The organism is Paraburkholderia sp. SUR17 (assembly GCF_029536165.1).
GTDB classification, from domain to species: domain Bacteria; phylum Pseudomonadota; class Gammaproteobacteria; order Burkholderiales; family Burkholderiaceae; genus Paraburkholderia; species Paraburkholderia kururiensis.
Map to the genome: position 1 here is coordinate 494,820 of NZ_CP120508.1, position 23,050 is coordinate 517,869.

General features: G+C 65.2%; 19 protein-coding genes. 14 read left to right on the forward strand and 5 right to left on the reverse strand.

Annotated features, from left to right (window positions below):
* Nucleotides 1–90: 90 nt before the first annotated feature.
* The 5 genes from P2869_RS02255 to P2869_RS02275 all read left to right on the forward strand — a co-directional run bounded on the left by P2869_RS02255 (nt 91) and on the right by P2869_RS02275 (nt 7,355).
* Complete coding sequence (locus P2869_RS02255; RefSeq protein ID WP_277597340.1) at nt 91–1,383, forward strand: efflux RND transporter periplasmic adaptor subunit; 1,293 nt, start codon at nt 91–93, stop codon at nt 1,381–1,383.
* A gap of 18 nt (nt 1,384–1,401) precedes the next feature.
* On the forward strand, nt 1,402–4,614 hold the full coding sequence (locus P2869_RS02260) for an efflux RND transporter permease subunit (protein ID WP_277597341.1): 3,213 nt from the start codon (nt 1,402–1,404) through the stop codon (nt 4,612–4,614).
* A gap of 1 nt (nt 4,615) precedes the next feature.
* Nucleotides 4,616–6,142 (forward strand): efflux transporter outer membrane subunit, encoded by a 1,527-nt coding sequence (locus P2869_RS02265; protein WP_126876764.1) that lies wholly within the window; start codon nt 4,616–4,618, stop codon nt 6,140–6,142.
* Between the two features lie 392 nt (nt 6,143–6,534).
* Nucleotides 6,535–6,828: a hypothetical protein gene (locus tag P2869_RS02270; RefSeq protein ID WP_017772833.1), complete on the forward strand. Its 294-nt coding sequence runs from the start codon at nt 6,535–6,537 to the stop codon at nt 6,826–6,828.
* 2 nt (nt 6,829–6,830) lie between these two features.
* Entirely contained in the window at nt 6,831–7,355 is a 525-nt protein-coding gene (locus P2869_RS02275; RefSeq protein ID WP_126876765.1) for a DNA-binding protein, read from the forward strand.
* A 14-nt stretch (nt 7,356–7,369) separates the two neighbouring features.
* Here P2869_RS02275 and P2869_RS02280 read toward each other — a convergent pair whose 3' ends face one another.
* Nucleotides 7,370–8,743, reverse strand: coding sequence for a nucleobase:cation symporter-2 family protein (locus P2869_RS02280; RefSeq protein ID WP_277597342.1), 1,374 nt, complete (start codon nt 8,741–8,743; stop codon nt 7,370–7,372).
* Nucleotides 8,744–9,158: 415 nt separating this feature from the next.
* Here P2869_RS02280 and P2869_RS02285 point away from each other — a divergent pair, with 415 nt between their 5' ends.
* The 3 genes from P2869_RS02285 to fghA all read left to right on the forward strand — a co-directional run bounded on the left by P2869_RS02285 (nt 9,159) and on the right by fghA (nt 12,665).
* Nucleotides 9,159–10,604: an FGGY family carbohydrate kinase gene (locus P2869_RS02285; RefSeq protein ID WP_277597343.1), complete on the forward strand. Its 1,446-nt coding sequence runs from the start codon at nt 9,159–9,161 to the stop codon at nt 10,602–10,604.
* A gap of 87 nt (nt 10,605–10,691) precedes the next feature.
* Nucleotides 10,692–11,798: an S-(hydroxymethyl)glutathione dehydrogenase/class III alcohol dehydrogenase gene (locus P2869_RS02290; protein ID WP_042299558.1), complete on the forward strand. Its 1,107-nt coding sequence runs from the start codon at nt 10,692–10,694 to the stop codon at nt 11,796–11,798.
* Nucleotides 11,799–11,810: 12 nt separating this feature from the next.
* Nucleotides 11,811–12,665, forward strand: a complete 855-nt coding sequence (gene fghA / locus P2869_RS02295) for an S-formylglutathione hydrolase (RefSeq protein WP_277597344.1) — start codon at nt 11,811–11,813, stop codon at nt 12,663–12,665.
* An 80-nt stretch (nt 12,666–12,745) separates the two neighbouring features.
* Here fghA and P2869_RS02300 read toward each other — a convergent pair whose 3' ends face one another.
* The 3 genes from P2869_RS02300 to P2869_RS02310 all read right to left on the reverse strand — a co-directional run bounded on the left by P2869_RS02300 (nt 12,746) and on the right by P2869_RS02310 (nt 15,469).
* Nucleotides 12,746–13,528, reverse strand: coding sequence for a metal ABC transporter permease (locus tag P2869_RS02300; protein WP_026121045.1), 783 nt, complete (start codon nt 13,526–13,528; stop codon nt 12,746–12,748).
* Nucleotides 13,521–14,462: an ABC transporter ATP-binding protein gene (locus P2869_RS02305; protein ID WP_199541663.1), complete on the reverse strand. Its 942-nt coding sequence runs from the start codon at nt 14,460–14,462 to the stop codon at nt 13,521–13,523. Before P2869_RS02305 ends, P2869_RS02300 begins: the two co-directional genes overlap by 8 nt.
* An 80-nt stretch (nt 14,463–14,542) precedes the next feature.
* Nucleotides 14,543–15,469, reverse strand: coding sequence for a metal ABC transporter solute-binding protein (locus P2869_RS02310; RefSeq protein ID WP_277597345.1), 927 nt, complete (start codon nt 15,467–15,469; stop codon nt 14,543–14,545).
* Between the two features lie 323 nt (nt 15,470–15,792).
* Between P2869_RS02310 and P2869_RS02315 the strand changes: the two genes are divergently transcribed.
* The 6 genes from P2869_RS02315 to ugpC all read left to right on the forward strand — a co-directional run bounded on the left by P2869_RS02315 (nt 15,793) and on the right by ugpC (nt 21,911).
* Nucleotides 15,793–16,575, forward strand: coding sequence for an L-iditol 2-dehydrogenase (locus P2869_RS02315; protein WP_017772842.1), 783 nt, complete (start codon nt 15,793–15,795; stop codon nt 16,573–16,575).
* 137 nt (nt 16,576–16,712) lie between these two features.
* Complete coding sequence (locus tag P2869_RS02320; RefSeq protein WP_126876771.1) at nt 16,713–18,038, forward strand: sugar ABC transporter substrate-binding protein; 1,326 nt, start codon at nt 16,713–16,715, stop codon at nt 18,036–18,038.
* 145 nt (nt 18,039–18,183) lie between these two features.
* Nucleotides 18,184–19,122 carry a sugar ABC transporter permease gene (locus tag P2869_RS02325; protein WP_126876772.1) on the forward strand — a complete coding sequence of 313 codons (939 nt, stop codon included), beginning with the start codon at nt 18,184–18,186 and terminating at the stop codon, nt 19,120–19,122.
* Between the two features lie 68 nt (nt 19,123–19,190).
* The gene (locus tag P2869_RS02330) at nt 19,191–19,994 is read left to right on the forward strand and encodes a carbohydrate ABC transporter permease (RefSeq protein WP_176048921.1); all 804 of its coding nucleotides are present in this window, start codon (nt 19,191–19,193) and stop codon (nt 19,992–19,994) included.
* The gene (locus P2869_RS02335; protein WP_277597346.1) at nt 19,991–20,707 is read left to right on the forward strand and encodes an HAD family phosphatase; all 717 of its coding nucleotides are present in this window, start codon (nt 19,991–19,993) and stop codon (nt 20,705–20,707) included. The genes P2869_RS02330 and P2869_RS02335 overlap by 4 nt, the downstream gene beginning before the upstream one ends.
* Nucleotides 20,708–20,801: 94 nt before the next feature.
* Nucleotides 20,802–21,911 (forward strand): sn-glycerol-3-phosphate ABC transporter ATP-binding protein UgpC, encoded by a 1,110-nt coding sequence (gene ugpC / locus P2869_RS02340; protein ID WP_277597347.1) that lies wholly within the window; start codon nt 20,802–20,804, stop codon nt 21,909–21,911.
* Between the two features lie 166 nt (nt 21,912–22,077).
* Here ugpC and P2869_RS02345 read toward each other — a convergent pair whose 3' ends face one another.
* Nucleotides 22,078–23,031 carry a sugar-binding transcriptional regulator gene (locus P2869_RS02345; RefSeq protein WP_277597348.1) on the reverse strand — a complete coding sequence of 318 codons (954 nt, stop codon included), beginning with the start codon at nt 23,029–23,031 and terminating at the stop codon, nt 22,078–22,080.
* Between the last annotated feature and the right edge of the window lie 19 nt (nt 23,032–23,050).

Here is a 23,050-nt window from a genome sequence, read left to right on the forward strand (position 1 = left end):
TGTGTCGTCTCACACGCTTGTGTGCGTGCCCGTCTCCCGCACGAGACGGACGCACTTTTTGTGTTCCCAGTCATAGACAGAGGTTGCTCCATGCGCGTCGAACGGGTTCCATTCCGCTTAATCAGTGTCGCGACCGCTGCCGTGGTGTTGGCAGCATGCGGACAAAAACAATCGGCACCGCCGCAACAAACTCCCGAGGTCGGCGTGGTGACGGTCCAGCCGACCGCCGTGCCGGTCACCACGGAATTGCCGGGCCGCACGAGCGCCTACCTCGTCGCGCAGGTGCGCGCGCGGGTGGACGGCATCGTGCTGCGCCGGGAATTCACCGAAGGCAGCATCGTGAAGGCCGGCCAGCGCCTGTACAAGATCGATCCGGCGCCTTACATCGCTTCGCTCAATAGCGCGAAGGCGACGCTCGCGAAGGCGCAGGCGAACCTCGCCACGCAGAACGCGTTGGTGGCGCGCTACAAGGTGCTCGTCGCGGCGAACGCCGTGAGCAAGCAGAACTACGACGACGCCGTGGCCGCGCAAGGGCAGGCCGCCGCGGACGTCGCTTCGGGCAAGGCCGCGGTCGAAACGGCCCAGATCAATCTGGGCTATACGGATGTGACCTCGCCCATCACGGGCCAGGTCGGCATCTCGCAGGTCACGCCGGGCGCTTACGTGCAGGCGAGCGCGGCCACGCTGATGTCCACCGTGCAGCAGATCGATCCCGTCTACGTCGATCTCACGCAGTCGAGCCTCGAAGGGCTCGAGCTGCGCCGGCAGATTCAGGAAGGCAAGATCAAGACCGCCGGTCCGCATGCCGCCAAGGTCACGCTGCTGCTGGAAGACGGCCGCGCCTATTCGCAGCCCGGCAAGCTCCAGTTCTCGGACGTCACCGTCGACCAGACCACCGGTTCGGTCACGGTTCGCGCCATCTTCCCGAACCCCGACCGCGTGCTGCTGCCCGGCATGTTCGTGCGCGCGCGCATCGAAGAGGGCATGAACGAAAACGCCTTCCTCGTGCCGCAGGTGGGCGTGACGCACAACGCGTCGGGCCAGGCCACGACACTCGTGGTGGGCGCCGACAACAAGGTGGCGATCCGCACCATCGTGACGGGCGGCACGCAAGGCACGAACTGGATCGTCGAGAGCGGGCTGAACCCGGGTGATCGTGTGATCGTCCAGGGCACCGAGAAGGTTCGTCCGGGCGCCGAGGTGAAGGCCGTGCCGGCGCAGTTGCCGGCCGCGCCGGCCTCTGGGGCGCAAGCGGGCGGGGCGCCAGGTGTGCCAGGCGCACCGGGTGCAACGGGTGCCGCCGCGGGCTCGGGCGCTGCCGCCGGTTCCGCCGCGCAGCCAGGTGCCGCTGCTTCCGCGGCGTCTGCTGCGTCGGGCGCGTAATAACAGGGAGCCTGCTTCATGGCAAAGTTCTTTATCGATCGCCCGATCTTCGCGTGGGTGATCGCCATCATCTTGATGCTCGCCGGCATCGCGTCGATCTTCACCTTGCCGGTGGCGCAATATCCGACCATTGCGCCGCCCGCGGTCCAGATCAGCGCGAGCTATCCGGGCGCCTCGGCGGACACGGTGCAAAACACCGTCACGCAGGTGATCGAGCAGCAGATGAGCGGTCTCGACCACCTGCTGTATCTGTCCTCCACGTCCGACGACTCCGGCACGGCCACCATCACGCTCACGTTCGCCGCGGGTACCAACCCCGACATCGCGCAGGTGCAGGTGCAGAACAAGCTGCAGCTCGCCACGCCGCTTCTGCCGCAGGTCGTGCAGCAGCTCGGCACGAAGGTGACGAAGTCGAGCAGCAGCTTCCTGCTCGTGCTCGCCTTCAACTCCGAAAACGGCAGCATGAGCCGCTACGATCTGGCGAACTACGTCGCGTCGAACGTCCAGGACCCGATCAGCCGGATCGACGGCGTGGGCACGGTGACGCTGTTCGGCTCGCAGTACGCCATGCGCATCTGGCTCGACCCGAACAAGCTGACGAACTACAGCCTGACGCCCGTCGATGTGTCGAACGCCATTTCGGCGCAGAACGTGCAGGTGTCCGCCGGTCAGCTAGGCGGCACACCGGCCGTGCCGGGCCAGGCGCTGCAGGCCACCATCACTGAGGCCACGTTGCTGCGCACGCCCGAGCAGTTCGGCAACATCCTGCTGAAGGTGAATCAGGACGGCTCCCAGGTGCGGCTGAAGGACGTGGCGCGCATCGAGCTGGGCGGCGAAACCTACAACTTCGACACGAAGTACAACGGTCAGCCTACGGCCGGCTTCGGTATCCAGCTCGCCACGGGCGCGAACGCGCTGCAGACGGCCAAGCTCGTGCGCCAGAAGGTCGACGAGCTGTCGAAGTACTTCCCGCCGGGCCTCGTCGTGAAGTATCCGTACGACACGACGCCGTTCGTGCGGCTTTCGATCGAGGAAGTGGTGAAGACGCTGCTGGAAGGTATCGTCCTCGTGTTCCTCGTGATGTACCTGTTCCTGCAGAACCTGCGCGCCACGCTCATTCCGACCATCGCGGTGCCGGTCGTGCTCCTGGGCACGTTCGCGATCATGGCGCTGGTGGGTTTCTCCATCAACACGCTGTCGATGTTCGGCCTCGTGCTCGCCATCGGTCTGCTGGTGGACGATGCGATCGTGGTGGTGGAGAACGTGGAGCGCGTGATGGCCGAAGAAGGGCTCTCACCGCGTGAAGCAACGCGCAAGGCAATGGACCAGATCACCGGCGCGCTGGTGGGCGTGGCGCTCGTGCTTTCGGCCGTGTTCGTGCCGGTGGCATTCTCGGGCGGCTCGGTGGGCGCCATCTACCGGCAGTTCTCGCTCACGATCGTGGCGGCCATGGTGCTCTCCGTGCTGGTCGCGCTGATCCTGACCCCGGCGCTCTGCGCAACGATCCTCAAGCCGATTCCGAAGGGCCACCACGAAGAGAAGAAGGGCTTCTTCGGCTGGTTCAACCGCACCTTCGACAAGAGCCGCGAGAAGTACCACACGGGCGTGCACCACGTGATCAAGCGCTCGGGCTGCTGGCTCGTGATCTATCTGGTGGTGATCGTGGCGGTGGGGCTACTGTTCGTGCGCCTGCCCAAGTCGTTCCTGCCCGACGAGGATCAGGGCTCGATGTTCGTGCTCGTGCAGACGCCGTCCGGCTCGACACAGGAAACCACGGCGCGCACGCTGGCGAACATCTCGAACTACCTGCTCACGGACGAGAAGAGCATCGTCGAAGCCGTGTTTACGGTGAACGGCTTCAGCTTCGCGGGCCGTGGCCAGAACTCGGGCCTCGTGTTCGTGCGGATGAAGGACTACTCCGAGCGGCAGCACGCCGACCAGAAGGTGCAGGCGCTCGTGGGCCGCATGTTCGCGCGCTATGCGGGTTACAAGGATGCGATGGTGATTCCGGTGAATCCGCCGTCCATTCCGGAACTCGGTACGGCCTCGGGCTTCGACTTCGAACTGCAGGATCGCGGCGGCCTCGGGCACACGGCGCTCATGGCGGCTCGCAACCAGCTGCTCGGTATGGCCGCGAAGGACCCGAACCTCGCGCTCGTGCGTCCGAACGGCCTGAACGACACGCCACAGTTCAAGGTGGACATCGACCGTGAAAAGGCGCTGGCGCTGGGCGTATCGGCATCCACAGTCGACCAGACGTTCTCGATTGCGTGGGCGTCGCAGTACGTGAACAACTTCCTCGATACGGACAACCGGATCAAGAAGGTCTACGTGCAAAGCGATGCGCCGTTCCGCATGACGCCGGGTGACCTGAACATCTGGTACGTGCGCAATGGCTCGGGCGGGATGGTGCCGTTCAGCTCCTTCGCCACCGGCCACTGGACCTACGGCTCGCCGAAGCTCGAACGCTATAACGGCATTTCGTCGGTCGAAATCCAGGGCGCGGCGGGGCCGGGCAAGAGTACCGGCCAGGCCATGCAGGCCATGCAGCAGATCGCGGCGAAGCTGCCCGCGGGTATCGGCTACGAGTGGACCGGCTTGTCGTTCCAGGAAATCCAGTCCGGCTCGCAAGCGCCTATCCTTTACGGTATCTCGATCCTCGTGGTGTTCCTGTGTCTCGCGGCGCTCTATGAGAGCTGGTCGATTCCGTTCGCGGTGATCATGGTGGTGCCGCTCGGCGTGCTCGGTGCGCTGCTCGCGGTGACATTGCGCGGCCTCGAGAACGACGTGTTCTTCCAGGTGGGTCTGCTCACCACCGTGGGTCTGTCGGCCAAGAACGCGATTCTGATCGTGGAGTTCGCACGCGAGCTGCAGCAGGGTGAAGGCATGGGACCGATCGAGGCGGCGCTGGAAGCCGCGCGGCTGCGGCTGCGTCCTATCCTGATGACGTCGCTTGCGTTCATTCTCGGCGTGCTGCCGCTTGCCATCAGTAACGGCGCGGGTTCGGCGAGCCAGCACGCAATTGGTACCGGCGTGATCGGCGGGATGCTGACGGCGACGTTCCTCGCCATCTTCATGATCCCGATGTTCTTCGTGGTGATCCGCGCGCGGTTCGCCGGCGAGAAGGAAGATCCGGACGAGGCGCTCGCCCATTACGACGAGCATCACCCGCACGGCCCGCAAGGCGGTAGCGGCAACGATGGCAACGGTTCGGGCAAGGAAGGACACTGAGATGCATAAACACGCTTTGATTGCAGCGGCGGTCGCCTTGCTTGCCGCCGGCTGCACGATGGCGCCGAGGTACGAGCGGCCAGCGGCGCCCGTGGCGTCGTCGTTCCCGACCGGCGGCGTCTACGAGACCCAGCCGGGCATGAGCGGCACGTCGACGAACGGGCGCAGCGCGAGCGGCGCTACGGCCACGGACATCGGCTGGCGCGACTTCTTCGTCGATCCGCGTCTGCAGCGGCTCGTGGAAATCGCGCTCAAGAACAACCGGGACCTGCGGGTCTCGGTGCTCAACATCGACGCCGCACGGGCGCAGTATCAGATCACGCGCGCAGACCTGTTCCCCGCCATCAACGGCGTGGCAACCGACTCGCGCACCCGTGTGCCCAGTGCGTTGCAGACCGGTCCCTCGAATCCGTACAGCGTCTATAACGTCGGGTTGTCGGCGTCGTGGGAAATCGACTTCTGGGGGCGCATCCGCAGCCTGAAGGACCAGGCGCTTGCGCAATACCTGTCCACGGCGCAGGCGCGCAAGGCAGCGGAAATTTCGCTCGTGTCGCAGGTGGCGGACCAGTACCTCACCATGCTCGCCGACGACGACCTGCTTCAGGTGACCCAGTCCACGCTCAAGACGGCGCAGGACTCGTACAACCTGACGAAGGTGCAGTTCGAAAACGGCACGGGTACGGAACTCGATCTGCGTCAGGCCGAGAGCGTGCTCGAGACGGCGAAGGCCAATCTGCAGGCTCAGGAGCGTGCTCGTGCGCAGGCGGAGAACGCGCTTGTTCTGCTGATCGGGGAGCCGTTGCCAGGCGATCTGCCGCAAGGCTTGCCGCTTGGCGCGCAGAACCTGCTGACCGACATTCCGGCCGGTTTGCCGTCGGACCTGCTCACGCGGCGTCCCGACATCATGGAAGCGGAGGAAACGCTGCTCGCCGCGAACGCGAACATCGGCGCGGCGCGGGCCGCGTTCTTTCCGAAGATCTCGCTCACGAGCACGTTCGGTACCGAGAGCCTGACGCTGGGCGGACTCTTCAAGGCGGGCACTGCGGCCTGGACGTTCGTGCCGCAGGTCACGCTGCCGATCTTCCAGGGCGGTGCGAACGTGGCGAACCTGAACCTCGCGAACGTGCAGAAGCGCATCGAGATTGCGAACTACGAGAAGGCGATCCAGTCGGCGTTCCGCGAAGTGGCCGACGGGCTCGCTGCGCGCGGCACCTACGATCAGCAGATCGCCGCACTCGAGCGCAACACGTTTGCCAACCAGCGTCGGCTGGATCTGTCCGATCTGCGTTACCGCAACGGCGTGGACAGCTACCTGACGGTGCTGACGGCGCAAACGGACCTGTACTCGTCGCAGCAATCGCTGATCTCGGCACGGCTTGCACGGTGGACGAACCTCGTGGATCTGTATCGTGCGCTGGGCGGCGGCTGGATCGAACGGGCAGGAGAGACGCCGCGTCCGGCAGACGCACCGGTCGACTACGGCGCGGCGAGCGCGCCCGTGGCGGCTTCGTCCGCGTCGGCGGGATGAGGTGCCGCGCCACGTGCGGCGATCGGGATACGTGACGTAGTGCGTCGTGCGAGAGCGGGAAATCCGCGGTCGCGCATGACGGGTTGAAGACCTCGCAGGTTGAGGTGGATAGACAAAGAGACAAAAGCCCTCGTTGGTCAAAATGACTGGCGAGGGCTTTTTCTTTTGGACCGATGTGACCACTAACTATAGACCTTGCTCCGGACCCTCGGCCGGATGGCTAAACATGATTGGCAGTCCATCATTTTGGTGTCTGCTGGGGCTAGCATCTCCTTCAATCGGATCGATTTGCGGGGCTCGTAACGAGTCGTAAGCCGTCGCGCAAAACGTCCGGTTTGATCATAGTTGTCAGTTGACAACGAGTAATGATCACTGGAGAATTGAGGCCGTTGATGGTTCGTGGAACACACTCGAAAAAGGACGTAGAAGAGGCGCTGGCCTACGCGGAAGAACAGGGCTGGCGTGTGCAAAGTGGCGGCAAGGGGCATGCGTGGGGCAGGTTGTACTGTCCGTATAACGACGCTGAATGCCGTTGCGGCGAATTTTGCATCACGAGTATCTGGAGCACGCCGAAGAATCCGGGCAATCATGCGAAGCACTTGCGGCGGGTCGTCGACAATTGCACGACGCACCGTCAAAAGCGTGAGGCGAAGGAAGCGGACACGTGCGGCACAAAGCAGGAGTAAAGATGGAATACGTTTTCACGCTGAAGTATCGGCTGGCTGCGCAAGATTTCGATTACGACGAGATCGTCGAGCGGCTTGGCGAAGCAGGCTGCGACGACGCAACGGTTGGCATCGGGCAACCGGGTCGCATCGCGTTGCTGTTTACGCGCGAAGCGAAGAGCGCGCGCGAGGCGTTGGTGAGCGCGCTGGAAGACGTGAAGCGCGCCATTCCCACAGCGCGTCTCATCGAGGCGGCACCCGACTTCGTCGGGCTCACCGACGTTGCGGAAGTGGCGGGCGTATCTCGTCAGAACATGCGCAAGCTCATGGTCGGTCACGCACACAATTTTCCGATGCCGGTTCACGAAGGCAGCGCCTCGGTGTGGCATCTCGCGGACGTGCTGGGCTGGCTGTATAACCGCGGCGGCTACGACATCAAGCCCGAGGTGCTGGAAGTGGCGGAGCTGGCCAAGCAGATCAATCTGGCGAGAGACGCACGCGATCTCAAGCCGCAGATGAACCGGGCGTTGGCGCAGCTCGTGGGGTAGCGGTACGCAGACGATCAATGCACGTCGGCGGCGCGTCTGTCGAAGTCGTGTCCCGAGCGTCGAATTTCGCACTGCGCTGCTTTTTCACTTTTCACGCCGTTGAACACGAGATTGAGCAGCACCGCGGAAAGCGACGCGAGCAGAATGCCGCTGTGCAAGATGGGCGAGAGCGCAGGCGGCAGCTTCGAGAAGAAGTGGGGCGACACGACCGGCACGAGCCCGAGGCCCACGCTCACGGCCACGATGAAGAGATTGTGGTGGTTCTTCACGAAGTCGACCTTCGCGAGCACCTTGATGCCGTTAGCCGCCACCATGCCGAACATTACGATGCCGGCGCCGCCCAGCACGAACGCCGGCACGGAAGCCACAACCTGCGCCATCTTCGGGAACAGCCCGAGCAGCACCAGAATCACGCCGCCGGTCGCGCAGACGAAGCGACTCTTCACGCCGGTTACACCAATCAGCCCGACGTTTTGCGAGAACGATGTGTGCGGGAACGAGTTGAAGATGCCGCCTATCAGCGTGCCGAGTCCATCCACGCGCAGTCCTCGCACCAGCGTTGCCTGATCGACGGGACGGTCCACCATGTCGCCGACCGCGAGGAACATGCCGGTCGACTCGATGAACGTGACGAACATCACCGTCACCATCGTCGCGATAGAGAGCGGATCGAAGTGCGGCAACCCGAAGTGGAACGGCATGACGAAGCCGACCCACGGCGCGCTCGTCACGCCGCCCATGTTCACGCGCCCCAGCAGTGCGGCGATCACGAAGCCGGCCACCATGCCAAGCAGCACCGAGATGTTGGCCACAAAGCCTTTGCCGAACCGGTTGATCAGCAGAATCAGCATCAGCACTACGAGCGACAGACCGAGATAGACCGGGTTGCCATAGTCCGGATTACCGACGCCGCCCGCGGCCCAGTTGATGCCCACTTCCATCAGCGAAAGCCCGATCACGGCAATCACGGTGCCCACCACCACGGGCGGGAAGAGCCGCAGCAGCTTGCCGATCATGGGCGCAAGCAGAATGCCGATCACGCCCGCCGCGATGGTCGAGCCGAAGATGTCGAGAATGCCCAGCGATGGATTCGTGCCGATCGCGATCATGGGGCCCACGGCCGCGAACGTACAGCCCATGATGACAGGCAGGCGAATGCCGAAGATCCACACACCGAGCGTCTGGATCAAGGTGGCGATACCGCACGAGAACAGGTCGGCGCTGATGAGAAACGCGACCTGGTCTTTCGGCAACTTGAGCGCGCTGCCAACAATGAGCGGCACAGCAACGGCGCCCGCATACATGACAAGCACATGCTGAATGCCGAGCGTGAGCAACTGGCCGGCCGGCAGTCGCTCGTCGCAGGGATGGACGGTGTTCGGGGGCATCGCGGCTGTCTCCACATCTCGTTGGGAATGACCTCCACGGTATGCCGGACGAAAAGGCCCAACAAGACTGCTCGTTTCTATTCCCCGCCTCCGGGTGACGATATGGCACCGCGCGGCGGGCGAGCGCGAGAGATCTGCGCGGCACCGTAAGCGGCCCACGGGTGCCGCCATGACGTCCCAGCTAGGTCCAAGGCGCCGGCACGCCGTACGATCCGCGCCCACGCGCGTGCAGTGACCGTTATGATCTCTATTCCGCGCGCCATATGGGTGGTCCCGGACGGTCCCGCACGGTCGTCGGTCCGTCGATCTTCTGCACGCAAGTGGCCGCCGTGCCTCGCGCTCCGGCTTGCGAATCTCGTCACGCGGCCCTTGCCGGGTGGTTATCATCGTCGTCACTTTTCTTCACGGAGCGTTCATGAGCCTGCCCGTTGCGCGCTTTCTCGGCATCGATCTGGGCACCGGCTCGCTGAAGCTCGCGATCATCGATGCCGAAGGTCGCGAGCGTGCCGCGTCCAGCGTAGCCTATGGCATCGAGACGCCGCACCCGGGCTGGGCCGAGATCTCCGTGGACACGTGGTGGCGCGCGTTGTGCGAGGCCGCCGGCAAGCTGCCCGCCGACGAGCGTGCTGCCGTGTGCGCCATCGGTTTCTCGGGGCAGATGCACGGCGTAGTGCTGACCGATGACGAGGGCCGCGTCGTGCGTCCCGCCATGCTCTGGCCCGACACGCGCGCGCTCGCCCTGCTCGATGCATGGCCCGATCCGCAGCCGAACCCTGTCGCCCCTGGCATGGCGGGGCCGCTGCTGCGCTGGATCGCGCTCAACGATCCGCATGCATTGCGTGCCGCGCGCTGGGCGCTGCAACCGAAAGACTGGCTGCGCGTCGCGCTGGGCGGCGTGATAGCGGCCGACCCTTCGGACGCTTGCGCCACCGCGCTCGCCGACGCCGGCGGCACATGGAACCTCGACCTGCTCGACACGCTCGGATTGCCGCGTCGATGGTTCGCGGCGTTGTCGCCGTCGTATGCCGCGGGCGGCACGCTCGCCGACGAAGCCGCACGCCAGCTCGGGCTGACGCCTGGCATCGCACTCGCCATCGGCGCGGCCGACACCCCGTGCGCCGCGCTCGGCAGCGGACTCGCGAACGACGGCGATGCGTTGCTTACCACGGGCACGGGCGGCCAGATCGTGGTGCTGTCGACACGTGAGCCCGCGAAGGTGCGCGGCCTGCATGCCTACCGTGCCGCGACGGACCACTGGTACCGGATGGCCGCGATGCAAAACGTGGGCGTGGCGCTGGAAGCTGTGCGCGGCTGGCTCGCGTACGAGTGGCAGGACGCCTATCGCGACGCCTTCGCGGCAGACGCCGCGCGAGGCCTCACCTTCTTGCCCTATCTGACCGGCGAACGTTCGCCGTGGCTCGACCCCGCGGCACGCGGCGGCTGGCTTGGCCTCGCGCTCGGACATACGCGTGGCACGATGATGCGCGCGGCCTTCGAAGGCGTTGCATTTGCGCTGCGAGCGGGCCTCGACGCGATTCGCGCGAGCGGCGCCGAGGTGCCGTCGCTCAGGCTCGCGGGCGGCGGATCGGTGGATGCGCGTTGGCGTCAATTGCTCGCCGACGCATTGCAGGCCGAACTCCATGCCGTGGACAGTCCGAACGCCGCCGCGCGTGGCGCGGCAATGCTGGGAGGCGTTGCGTGTGGCCATTGGTCCGCAGCCGACCTGCCGGCACTTGCGCCGGCGGCAACACGGGTGGCCACACCCAGCGGCGGCGCCGGGCTGGAAGAACGCTATGCCCGCTTCGTCGATCTGTACGGCCGGCTGAAAGGCTGGTTCGATGGCGCAGGGCCGTCGTCATGAACCCGCAGCAACAAACACAGCCTGGCGCGTAAGGTCACACGCGCGCCAGGCACTCACGAATTCAACGACTCAAAGGAGCGAAACACAATGAAGACGAAAGCAGCCGTTGCATGGAAGGCGGGCGCCCCGCTGACGATCGAAGAAGTCGACCTCGAAGGCCCGCGCGCGGGCGAGGTACTGATCGAGGTGAAGGCCACCGGCATCTGCCACACCGACTACTACACGCTCTCGGGCGCCGACCCCGAAGGGCTCTTCCCCGCGATTCTCGGTCACGAAGGCGCGGGCATCGTCGTGGACGTGGGGCCTGGCGTCGGCACGCTGAAGAAGGGCGACCACGTGATTCCGCTCTACACGCCGGAATGCCGTCAGTGCAAGTTTTGCCTCTCGCGCAAGACGAACCTGTGCCAGGCCATTCGCGCCACGCAGGGCAAGGGCTTGATGCCCGACGCGACCTCGCGCTTCTCGCTCGGCGGCAAGCCGCTCTTTCACTACATGGGTACCTCGACGTTCTCGAACTACATCGTCGTGCCCGAGATCGCGGTGGCGAAGATCCGCGAAGACGCACCGTTCGACAAGGTCTGCTACATCGGCTGCGGCGTGACCACGGGCGTGGGCGCGGTGGTCTATTCGGCGAAGGTCGAGGCGGGCGCGAACGTCGTCGTGTTCGGGCTGGGCGGCATTGGCCTCAACGTGATCCAGGGCGCGAAGATGGTGGGCGCGGACAAGATCATCGGTGTCGACATCAACCCGAAGCGCGTGGAACTCGCGAAGAAGTTCGGTATGACGCACTTCGTGAATCCGAACGAGGTGGAGAACGTGGTCGATCACATCGTGCAACTCACCGACGGCGGCGCCGACTACTCGTTCGAGTGCGTGGGCAACGTGAAGCTGATGCGTGAGGCGCTGGAATGCACGCACAAGGGCTGGGGGCAGTCGTTCATCATCGGCGTGGCGGCGGCGGGCGAGGAAATCAGCACGCGTCCGTTCCAGCTCGTGACGGGCCGCCAGTGGAAGGGCTCGGCGTTCGGCGGCGCGCGCGGCCGCACGGACGTGCCGAAGATCGTCGACTGGTACATGGAAGGCAAGCTCAACATCGACGACCTCATCACGCACACGCTGCCGCTCGAGAAGATCAACGAAGGCTTCGATCTGATGAAGCGGGGCGAGTCGATCCGTTCAGTGGTGCTGTACTGACAGGAGCACGCGATGCTGGAACTCGTTGAAACGCACGGCTGCCACGGCGGCGTGCAGCGCATCTACCGTCACGCGTCCGCGACCATCGGGCTGCCGATGCGCTTCTCGGTCTACCTGCCGCCGCAGGCGTTGCAGGCGGGCGCGCCGCGCGTGCCCGCGCTGTTCTATCTGGCCGGGCTCACCTGCACGGAAGAAACTTTTCCGATCAAGGCCGGCGCGCAGCGCTTCGCGGCGCAGCACGGCATCGCGCTGATCGCGCCGGACACGAGTCCGCGCGGCGCCGGTGTGCCGGGCGAGACCGATTCGTGGGACTTCGGCGTGGGCGCGGGCTTCTACGTGGATGCCACGCGCGAGCCGTGGGCGAAGCACTATCGCATGTACTCGTACGTGCGCGACGAGTTGCGGCAGACCGTGCTGGCCGAATTGCCCGTGGACGGCGAGCGGCTCGGCATCTTCGGTCATTCCATGGGCGGGCACGGTGCGCTGATGCTGGCGCTGCGCAATCCGGAGATCTATCGGTCGGTATCGGCGTTTGCGCCCATTGCTGCGCCCATGCGCTGCCCGTGGGGCGAGAAGGCGTTCGGCGGCTACCTGGGCGACGACCGCGAGGCGTGGCGCGACTACGACGCGAGCGAACTCGTAACGAAGCTGGGCGCGCGGTTTAGCGAGGGCATTCTGGTCGATCAGGGGCTCGACGATCAGTTCCTTGCGAACCAGCTCAATCCCGACGTGTTCGAGGCCGCGTGCAAGCAGGCGGGGCAGCCGCTCACGCTGCGCCGGCATGCCGGCTATGACCACGGGTACTTCTTCATCTCGACGTTCATCGAAGACCATCTGGCGCATCACGCCAAGGCGCTCTGTCGTTGAAGGCTGCCGAAGGTCGCTGAGAGCCGAAGGCGCGCGCGGCTCTCACGCCGCGCGCGGCTGCATATGACGGCGTCTGACTTCTAGCGCCTGCGCAACAGGCTCGCACCGTAGACCGCCGCCGCAAGCGCGGTGATCCAGAAGCTCGTGGGCCAGTCGGTATAGAAGGCGAGCGTCACGCCCAGCCACGCCTGGGCGAGCGCGAACAGCGCGGCGAGCGCAAGCCCGGTGGAAAGCCGCGTCGTGAGGTTTTGCGCCGCGGCAGCCGGGCCCACCATCAGCGTGAACACGAGCAGCACGCCCACGATCTGCGTGCACGCGGCCACGGCGAGCGCCGTCACGGCGAGAAACAGCGTCGAGACGAGTCGCAGCGATACGCCCTTCGCCTCCGCAAGCTCAGGCTGGAGCGAGGCAAACAGCAAGGGCCGCGCGATGGCCGCCAGCGCGGCAAGACTCACCACGGCGAGCGCCGCCAGCACGACGAGCGTCGGTCCGCTCACGCCCAGCACGTTGCCGAACAGCAGCGCCGTCACTTGCGTTGCGTACTGCGTGAAGAAGTGCAGGAACAGCAGCCCGAAGCCCAGTGCGAGTGAGAGCGTGACGCCGATCGCGACGTCGCGGCCGGCCAGCCGTTCGCCCAGTGCGCCCATGCACATGCCCGCCGCGAACGTGAAGCCCACCATGCCCCAGAGCGGCGAGATGCCGAGCAGCACCGCACCCGTCGCACCAGTGAAGCCGACGTGCGAGAGCGCGTGCCCCGCGAACGTCTGGCCCCGCAGCACGAGGAAGTAGCCGACCACGCCCGCCAGCACCGCGACAATCCCCGACGCCGCGAAGGCGTTCACCATGAAGTCGTATTCAAACATCGTGCGTGTGATCGTGTGGATGGCTGCCGTGACCATGATCGTGCCCGTGATCGTGGCGGTGGCTTTCGTGGCCCGGCGCATGTTCGTGCTCGTCTTCGTGGCCGTGGTCGTGTTTTTCGATTTCGACGTCGCCGGACATCACGAAGATGCGGCCCTTCACGCGCATTACGTCGATGGGCGAACCGTAGAGCCGCGTGAGCACGGGCGCGGTGATGACTTCATCGACGGTGCCGAGCGCCGCCACGCTGTTGCCGAGATACAGCACGCGGTCGAGCGCATTCAGTAGCGGGTTGAGTTCATGCGCCGAAAACAGCACCGCGATGCCGAGTTCGCGCTGCACCTCGCGTACGAGTTCGACGACGCTGCGCTGGTGATGTGGATCGAGGCTGATGAGCGGCTCGTCGAGCAGCAGCAGTTGCGGTTTGCCGAGCAGGCATTGCGCGAGCAGCAGGCGCTGCCGCTCGCCACCGGATAGCTCGAAGAGCGGACGCTTCGCAAGCGAGCGGGCGCCCACGAGTTCGAGCACGCGGTCGACGTCGGCGCGCGTGGCGGCATCCGCATGAGGCAGGCCCCAGCGGTGACCGTCCGCGGCCATTGCGACGAATTCGCGGCCGCGAATTCGCCGGCCGGCAAGCGCGCTGCGCGTCTGCGGCATATAGCCGATCGACGCGTTACCGCGCATCACCGGCTCGCCCAGTACGCGAATCGTGCCTTGCGCCGCGGGCACGAGACCGAGCACGGCGCGCATCAACGTGGTCTTGCCGGCGCCGTTCGACCCCAGCACGCCAATGAACTCGCCCTGGTTCACGGTGAAGCTCGTGTCGCGCAGAATGACGCGCCCACCCAGTTCGATGGTGACGCGATCGAGTTCGAGCACGGGCGCAATGGCCGGATCGCGAGCGCTTTCGGATGGCGCGCGGCCAGTCACGTTCATGTATGGGTTCCCTTTGCTACTGCCTGGTGCTGCTTTGCTGCATTGGCTGCCGGCTGTTGACCGTTGCGGGCTACCGCGAGCTACTTTGCCGCGGCGCCCGAGGCCAGTGCCTTGTCGAGCCCGTCCAGCTGCGCCAGCATCCACTGCTGGAACGTCATGCCGGCCGGCTCCGTTTCGGTGACGCTCACGCTCGGCACGTGTGAATCCTGCGCGAGTTTCAGCATGCGTTTCGTGAGCGCCTCGGTGGCCTGACTGTTATAGATCAGCACCCGGACCTGCCGCTCGCGCAGATCGCGTTCGAAGGCGGCGATGTCCGAGGGGCTCGCTTCCGTGTCGTTCATCGTGGCGAGCTGGAAGCGCTGGTTGCGCATCGCAAGCCCGATCGCATCGGACATATAGCCGAACACCGGCTCCGTGGCCGTCACCGGCTGGCCCGCGTAGCGCGCGTGCATGGCCGCGACCTTGTCGTTGATGCCCTTCAGCGACCCGAGAAACGTTGCAAGGTTGGCATCGTACACGTTCTTGTGCGAGGGGTCTGCGGCCGAGAGCGCCGAGCCGATGGCGCGCGCCACGGCCGGCATCGTCGCCGGGTCGTACCAGAGGTGCGGATTGTCGCCGGCCTTCTTGCCGACGAGATCGGCGGCCACGATCGTCGCCCGCTTGCTGTTCTTCGACACGGCGAGGAGCTTCGTCATCCACGGGTCGTAGTCGGCGCCGTTGTAGACCACGATGCTGGCCTGCTGGAGCGCGCGCGCCGTCTTCGGGCTGGCCTCGAAGAGGTGCGGATCCTGGTCCGGATTCGAGAGGATGCTGGTCACGTCCACGTAGCGGCCACCGATCTGCCGCACCACGTCGCCGTAGAAGTTTTCCGCTGCCACGACGGGCACTTTGCTTTCCTGCGCGAGCGCCGCATGGCTCATGGCAAGGGCCGCGGCGCTGGCCGCGAGGAGGGCGGGCAGGCGCATGCTGCGACGCAGCAGATTCCACAGCGAGTGGGCTGTCTTCATGGTTATTCCCGGGCTTCGAGGTTGAGGAAGGATTGCGTTCGCTACGGCGTTCGCGCCGCGCCGTGGCGTTGCATTCGCCGTTTTCCGGCATGGGCTCGTGACGGCGCGCGACACGAAATCGGGATGATATAACGTATCAATATCTTTCGGCACCTCTGCCGTACAGCCATGTCGCGGACCTTGCGCGCTGCACCATCGAAATGTCGCGTCGCGCCTTGACATGATCCGACTCGTATCCGATCATTCGACCACAAACAGAGCAATTGTTCGCGTGATGGGCGTTCGCTCGCTGCGTGGACGGCAGAACGATCAGGAGACAGCGAGTGGCAGCGCGATTGCAGGACAAGGTTGCGATTCTGACCGGCGCGGCAAGCGGCATTGGCGAAGCGGTGGCCCGGCGCTATCTGGAAGAAGGTGCGCGTTGCGCACTCGTGGACCTGAAGCCGGCCGAAGGCATCGCGCCCCAGCTTGCCCGCGAGTACGGCGACCGCTTGCTCCCCCTTCATGCAGACGTCACGCGGCGCGAAGATATTGAGCGCATCGTTGCCGCCACCGTGGCGCGCTTCGGCCGCATCGACGTGCTCTTCAACAACGCGGCGCTCTTCGACATGCGGCCGCTGCTCGACGAATCCTGGGACATCTTCGACAAGCTCTTCGCCGTCAACGTGAAGGGCCTGTTCTTCCTCATGCAGGCCGTGGCGCGCCAGATGGTGAGCCAGGGCGACGGCGGCAAGATCATCAATATGTCGTCGCAGGCCGGGCGCCGCGGCGAGGCGCTGGTCTCGCACTACTGCGCGACCAAGGCCGCTGTCATCAGCTACACGCAGTCCGCGGCGCTTGCGCTTGCGCCGCACAGAATCAACGTGAACGGCATTGCGCCGGGCGTGGTCGACACCCCGATGTGGGATCAGGTCGATGCGCTCTTCGCCCGCTACGAGAACCGTCCCGTGGGCGAGAAGAAGCGGCTCGTGGGCGAAGCCGTGCCGCTTGGCCGCATGGGGCTGCCCGGCGACCTCACGGGCGCGGCGCTGTTTCTCGCTTCCGCCGACGCCGACTACATCACCGCCCAGACGCTGAATGTCGACGGCGGCAACTGGATGAGTTGAGTCCGAAGTCGAGGCCGAAGTCAGGTCCGAAGTTGAATCCAGATCGCGCCGCGCGCGGCCGCGGTGTCTGTTGTTCCGTCCATCAAGAAGGGCCTTGCGACGGCCCGCCATAACGCAGTCCATACAGGAGACAAGTCATGAAACGAGCCTTGAGAACCGCGCTTCGGGCGTTCGCCGTCGGCGCCGTCGGATGCGCCGCGGCCGCGAGCGCCTCTGCCGCGACGGTGACGATCGCCATGTTGAACAACCCCGACATGATCGAGCTGAAGAAGCTCTCGCCCGCGTTCGAAAAGGCGAATCCGGACATCAAGCTCAACTGGGTGATTCTCGAAGAGAACGTGCTGCGCCAGCGCGCCACCACGGACATCACGACCAACAGCGGCCAGTTCGACGTGATGATGATCGGCACCTACGAAACGCCGCAGTGGGGCAAACGCGGCTGGCTTTCGCCGATGTCGAACCTGCCCGCCGACTACGACCTCAACGACGTCGTGAAGACCGCGCGCGACGGTCTCTCGTACAACGGCACGCTCTACGCGCTGCCGTTCTACGTCGAAAGCTCCATGACGTTCTATCGCAAGGACCTGTTCGCGGCCAAGGGCCTCAAGATGCCCGACCAGCCCACCTACGACCAGATCGCCCAGTTCGCCGACAAGCTCACGGACAAGGCGAGCGGCACCTACGGCATCTGCCTGCGCGGCAAGGCCGGCTGGGGCGAGAACATGGCCTACGTCACGACGCTCGTGAACACCTTCGGCGGCCGCTGGTTCGACGAGAAGTGGAACGCGCAGCTCACTTCGCCCGAATGGAAGAAGGCGGTGAACTTCTACGTCGACCTGCTGAAGAAGGACGGCCCCCCGGGAGCCAGCTCGAACGGCTTCAACGAAAACCTCACGCTGATGTCGTCGGGCAAGTGCGCCATGTGGATCGATGCGACCGTGGCGGCCGGCATGCTCTACAACAAGCAGCAGTCGCAGGTGGCCGACAAGATCGGCTTTGCCGCGGCGCCGGTCGAAGTCACGCCGAAGGGCTCGCACTGGCTGTGGTCGTGGGCGCTCGCCATCCCGAAGTCCTCGAAGCAGCAGGACGCGGCGAAGAAGTTCATCACGTGGGCCACGTCGAAGGGCTACATCGAGATGGTGGCCAAAGACGAGGGCTGGGCGTCGGTGCCGCCGGGTACGCGTGAATCCACCTATCAGCGCGCGGAGTACAAGCAGGCGGCGCCGTTCTCCGAGTTCGTGCTGAAGGCGATCCAGACCGCCGACCCGAATTCGCCGACCGCACAAAAGGTGCCGTACACGGGCGTGCAATTCGTTGGCATCCCTGAGTTCCAGTCGTTCGGTACCGTGGTGGGTCAAAGCATTGCCGGTGCGCTGGCAGGCCAGATGTCGGTCGACCAGGCACTCCAGGCCGGCAACGCCACGGCGGATCGCGCCGTGCGCCAGGCCGGCTATCTGAAGTAACTTGAAGTGACTTGAAGTAACCCGCAGCAAGCGTTCCGGCAGCGGCGCAATCGTACTTGGCATGTTGCGTCGCAGCCGGAACCCGTAGCACCCGAGCGGGCCGCAGCACTTCCGGGTCCGTTCCAACCGAAGGGTGGTCACGATCATGCGTCATCTCCATCTCCCCCTCATGCACGTCCACCGCGAAACCACCGTAGAGGCGAGCGAAGTCGGCAAGCGCCGGCCGTCGCGCTGGCTGATGACGCCGTCCGTCGCAGTCCTGCTGCTCTGGATGGCCATTCCGCTCGCGATGACCATCTGGTATTCGTTCTCGCGCTACAACCTGCTGAACCCTGATGTGAAGGGCTTCGCGGGCCTCGACAACTACCGTTTTCTCGCCACCGACCCGTCGTTCCTGCCCTCCATCGCCCACACGCTCGAACTGATCGGCGCGGTGCTGGTGATTACCGTGGTGGGCGGCGTGCTGATGGCGGTGCTGTTCGACCGCAAGTTCTACGGCCAGGGCGTGGCGCGGCTGCTCGCCATCGCGCCGTTCTTCGTGATGCCCACGGTGAGCGCGCTGATCTGGAAGAACATGATCCTGCACCCGGTCTACGGACTCGTGGCCGCGGGCATGCGCGCGCTGGGCCTCACGCCCATCGACTGGTTTGCCCAGTACCCGCTCACGGCCGTCATCATGATCGTGGCGTGGCAGTGGCTGCCGTTCGCGTTCCTGATCCTCTTCACGGCCATCCAGTCGCTCGACCAGGAACAGAAGGAAGCGGCGCGCATCGACGGCGCCGGGGCTTTCTCAATGTTCTTCTACATCACGCTGCCGCACCTGAAGCGCGCCATCGCCGTGGTGGTCATGATGGAGACCATCTTCCTGCTCTCGATCTTCGCGGAGATCTACACGACGACAGGCGGCGGTCCTGGCAACGCCACGACCAACCTCTCGTATCTGATCTATTCGATGGGCCTGCAGCAGTTCGACGTCGGCATTGCGTCGGCGGGCGGCATTCTCGCCGTGGTGCTCGCGAACATCGTGTCGTTCTTCCTCGTGCGCATGCTCGCGAGGAACCTGAAAGGGGAGTACGAAAAATGAGCCAGCTTGCCGCTTCTTCCACGCCTTCCGCTGCGGTGGCGCGCGCGCCCGGCGCTTCGCCGCTCGCCATGATCCGCCGCAGCATTCCGGGCATTCTCGCGTGGCTAATCGCGCTGCTGCTGTTCTTCCCGATCTTCTGGATGGCCATTACGGCGTTCAAGACCGAACAGCAGGCGTACGCGTCGACGCTTTTCTTCATGCCGACGCTGGAGAGCTTCCGCGAGGTCTTCGCACGCAGCGACTACTTCGCGTTCGCCTGGAATTCGGTGCTGATCTCCGTGGGCGTCACCGTGATCTGCCTGCTGTTCGCGGTGCCCGCGGCTTACGCGATGGCGTTCTTCCCCGACCACCGCACGCAGAAGATCCTGCTGTGGATGCTCTCGACGAAGATGATGCCGTCCGTCGGCGTGCTCGTGCCCATCTACGTGCTCTGGAAAAACAGCGGCCTGCTGGATACGGTGTGGGGCCTCGTGATCGTCTACTCGCTCATCAATCTGCCCATTGCGGTGTGGATGGCCTTCACGTACTTCAACGAGATACCGCGCGACATCCTGGAAGCGGGCCGCATCGACGGCGCCGCGACCTGGCAGGAAATCGTCTATCTGCTGATGCCGATGGCGTTGCCGGGGCTCGCCTCGACGGCGCTCTTGCTCGTGATCCTCTCGTGGAACGAGGCGTTCTGGAGCATCAATCTGTCGAGTTCCCACGCGGCGCCGTTGACCGTATTCATCGCGTCGTATTCGAGCCCTGAAGGGTTGTTCTGGGCGAAGCTTTCGGCCGCTTCGCTGCTCGCGGTGGCGCCCATTCTGATCGTCGGCTGGCTTTCGCAGAAGCAGCTGGTGCGCGGCCTCACGTTCGGGGCGGTCAAATGACGGCAGCGGTAACGACGGCAGCGCGCGATGCCACTGCGCTCGCGCTGATCTGCGACTGCGACGGCGTGCTGATCGACAGCGAAGCCGTGGCGGCGCGCGTGCTGGTGCGCGAACTCGAAGCGCGCTGGCCCGACGCCGCAGTGGAGCCGGTCGTCATGCCGCTGCTCGGCCTGCGCATCGAGCGTGTGCTGCAAGGCGCGGCGGGCCAGCTTGGCAGGACGTTGGGCGATGACGAAGTGGCGGCCATCCGCAGCACCGTGGAAGCCGCCGCCGTGGATGCGCCCACCGTGCAAGGCGTGGCGGCCGCGCTCGAGCAGATTCCGTTCACCAAGGCCTGCGCGAGCAACAGCTACCGCGCCTACGTGCGCACCGTGCTGGCGCGCACGGGGCTCGCCACGTTTTTCGGCGAGCGGCTCTTTTGCGCGGACGCCGTCGCGCAGCCCAAGCCCGCGCCCGACGTTTATCTGGCTGCGGCGCAAGGGCTGGGTCTCGCGCCGCACGCGTGCCTCGTGGTGGAAGACAGCGTGACGGGCGTGACGGCCGCGAGCGCGGCCGGCATGACGGTGCTGGGTTTCATCGGCGGCACGCATGTGGGCAGGCACCAGGCGAGCGCGCTGCAGTCCGCCGGCGCGCATTACGTATTCGACGACATGCGCGAGCTGCCCGCGCTTGCCGCGCAGTGGCAGCAGCGTGCGGCAGTGGGCTCGTATTGAGTCTCGCGAGACAGCGCCTCAGTGCGAGACGACGGAAAGTGCAACGGGCAGTACAAGCAGTACCCGCAACACCCGCAAAATTCGGAGACACATCATGGCAAGCGTGACCCTGCGTAACGTGAACAAGCGCTACGACGACAACGAAGTGCTGCGCAACGTGAACCTCGACATCGCCGACGGCGAGTTCGTCGTGTTCGTCGGCCCGAGCGGATGCGGGAAATCCACGCTGATGCGCATGATCGCGGGGCTCGAAGAAATCAGCGGGGGCGACCTCATGATCGACGGCTCGCGCATGAACGAAGTGCCGCCCGCCAAGCGCGGCATCGCGATGGTGTTCCAGTCGTACGCGCTCTATCCGCACATGACGCTCTACGACAACATGGCCTTCGGCCTCAAGCTCGCGGGCGCGAAGAAGCCCGAGATCGATGCGGCCGTGAAGAACGCCGCGAAGATCCTGCACATCGACCATCTGCTCGACCGCAAGCCGAAGCAGCTGTCGGGCGGCCAGCGTCAACGCGTCGCCATTGGCCGCGCGATCACGCGCAAGCCGAAGGTCTTCCTGTTCGACGAGCCGCTCTCGAACCTGGACGCCGCGCTGCGCGTGAAGATGCGCCTCGAGTTCGCGCGTCTGCACGACGAGCTGAAGACCACGATGATCTACGTGACGCACGATCAGGTGGAAGCCATGACGCTCGCCGACAAGATCGTCGTGCTCTCCGCGGGCAACGTCGAACAGGTGGGCTCGCCGAACCTGCTCTATCACGCGCCGGCCAATCGCTTCGTGGCGGGCTTCATCGGCTCGCCGAAGATGAATTTCCTCGACGGCGTGGTGCGGTCCGTATCGCGCGATGGCGTACTCGTGGCCTACGCGACGGGCGAGACGCAGAAGGTTGCCGTAGAGCCGGGCGCGGCGCGCGAGGGCGACAAGGTGTCCGTGGGCATTCGGCCCGAGCACCTGCACGTGGGCGCGGGCGAGTACGGCGTGAGCGCCCGCACGATGACGGTGGAGTCGCTCGGCGACGCGGCTTATCTGTACGCGGAGTCGTCGGTGGCGCCGGAAGGGCTGATTGCACGCATTCCGCCGCTCGAAAAGCACGAGCACGGTGAGACGCTGATGCTGGGCGCTGCCCCCGAGCATTGCCATCTGTTCGATGCAAACGGGCAGGCGTTCGCGCGCAAGATCGTGGAGGTGCTGGCGGCTTGATATCGGCTTGATATCGGCTTGACATCGGCTTGACATCGGCTTGACATCGGCTTGATACCGGATTGAAGCCGGCGCGATGGAGAGGGCCGTTCAAGAGCGATTAAAGAGCCGTTCAAGAGCCATTCAAGAGCCATTCAAGAGCCATTCAAGAGCCATTCAAGAGCCATTAAAGGCTCTCTTCCAGCGCCGCCTGTGCCGAAAGCTCGTCGGTGACGAGCCCCGAGAGCCAGCCGCCCTTGAGCGCCGCGAGCACCGCCTGGCGCTTGCGCTCGCCGCCCGCAAAGCCGATGGTGGGGCGGAGAGGCGGCGAATCCAGCCGGATGCTCGTCACGCGCCGTCCCGTGGGCGATTCCACGCGACGGCCGGAAGCGTCGATCGGCAAGCCCAGCATTTCTGCAACCGCGCCCAGTTGCGTCAACTCGCGCACTTCGGCTGAAGTAATGAAGCCGTCTTCGTGCAGCGGACAGTTCGGCCCGATGTTGCCGATGCCCACGAACGCCACGTCCGCTTCACCCGAGAGCCCTTCCACGATCCGATAGAGCCGGTGATTGCACCATTGCGCGCGTTCGGCCTCGTTGTCGGCAATGAGCGGCGCCGGCAGCAGAAAGTGCTTGCCGCCCGTCTTCTCCGAAATATGCAGCGCGACGTCGTAGCGGTTCGACGAGCCGTCTTGCGCAATCGCGCCCACCATCGAAACGAGCCGGTGCTGCGGACGGTCGAGCTGCGCGATCTGATCGACGGCGGCCTTCAGCGTGCGGCCGCTGCTCACGGCGATCACCATCGGCTTTTCTTCGGTGAGGTAGCGCTCCATGACCTGGGCGCCGGCCACGGCGAGCTTCCGGTCGATCTCTTCGGGGCTGTCGTCGTCTACGGGCACCACCTCGCACACGGCGAGGCCGTAGCGCTTCGAGAGACGGTCGGCAAGCGCGAGGCAATCGGCGAGCCGATGATCCACGCGCACCCGGATCAGGTTCTTTTCGACCGCGAACGCCACGAGCCGCTGCGCGACGGGCCGCGAGACCTGCAACTTCTCGGCAATTTCGTTCTGCGTGTTGCCCGCCACGTAGTAGAGCCACGCGGCGCGAGTAGCGAGGTCGAGTTTTTCGGATGACTTGGGCACGATGATTCGTCTCGAAAGA

Coding starts and splice junctions, on each gene's coding strand:
- P2869_RS02265 (WP_126876764.1), top strand. CDS start 4,616: ATGCATAAACACGCTTTGATTGCAGCGGCGGTCGCCTTGCTTGCCGCC.
- P2869_RS02300 (WP_026121045.1), bottom strand. CDS start 13,528: ATGTTTGAATACGACTTCATGGTGAACGCCTTCGCGGCGTCGGGGATT.
- P2869_RS02305 (WP_199541663.1), bottom strand. CDS start 14,462: ATGAACGTGACTGGCCGCGCGCCATCCGAAAGCGCTCGCGATCCGGCC.
- ugpC (WP_277597347.1), top strand. CDS start 20,802: ATGGCAAGCGTGACCCTGCGTAACGTGAACAAGCGCTACGACGACAAC.
- P2869_RS02330 (WP_176048921.1), top strand. CDS start 19,191: ATGATCCGCCGCAGCATTCCGGGCATTCTCGCGTGGCTAATCGCGCTG.
- P2869_RS02325 (WP_126876772.1), top strand. CDS start 18,184: ATGCGTCATCTCCATCTCCCCCTCATGCACGTCCACCGCGAAACCACC.
- P2869_RS02310 (WP_277597345.1), bottom strand. CDS start 15,469: ATGAAGACAGCCCACTCGCTGTGGAATCTGCTGCGTCGCAGCATGCGC.
- P2869_RS02260 (WP_277597341.1), top strand. CDS start 1,402: ATGGCAAAGTTCTTTATCGATCGCCCGATCTTCGCGTGGGTGATCGCC.
- P2869_RS02285 (WP_277597343.1), top strand. CDS start 9,159: ATGAGCCTGCCCGTTGCGCGCTTTCTCGGCATCGATCTGGGCACCGGC.
- P2869_RS02255 (WP_277597340.1), top strand. CDS start 91: ATGCGCGTCGAACGGGTTCCATTCCGCTTAATCAGTGTCGCGACCGCT.
- P2869_RS02320 (WP_126876771.1), top strand. CDS start 16,713: ATGAAACGAGCCTTGAGAACCGCGCTTCGGGCGTTCGCCGTCGGCGCC.
- P2869_RS02280 (WP_277597342.1), bottom strand. CDS start 8,743: ATGCCCCCGAACACCGTCCATCCCTGCGACGAGCGACTGCCGGCCGGC.
- P2869_RS02270 (WP_017772833.1), top strand. CDS start 6,535: ATGGTTCGTGGAACACACTCGAAAAAGGACGTAGAAGAGGCGCTGGCC.
- P2869_RS02275 (WP_126876765.1), top strand. CDS start 6,831: ATGGAATACGTTTTCACGCTGAAGTATCGGCTGGCTGCGCAAGATTTC.
- fghA (WP_277597344.1), top strand. CDS start 11,811: ATGCTGGAACTCGTTGAAACGCACGGCTGCCACGGCGGCGTGCAGCGC.
- P2869_RS02290 (WP_042299558.1), top strand. CDS start 10,692: ATGAAGACGAAAGCAGCCGTTGCATGGAAGGCGGGCGCCCCGCTGACG.
- P2869_RS02335 (WP_277597346.1), top strand. CDS start 19,991: ATGACGGCAGCGGTAACGACGGCAGCGCGCGATGCCACTGCGCTCGCG.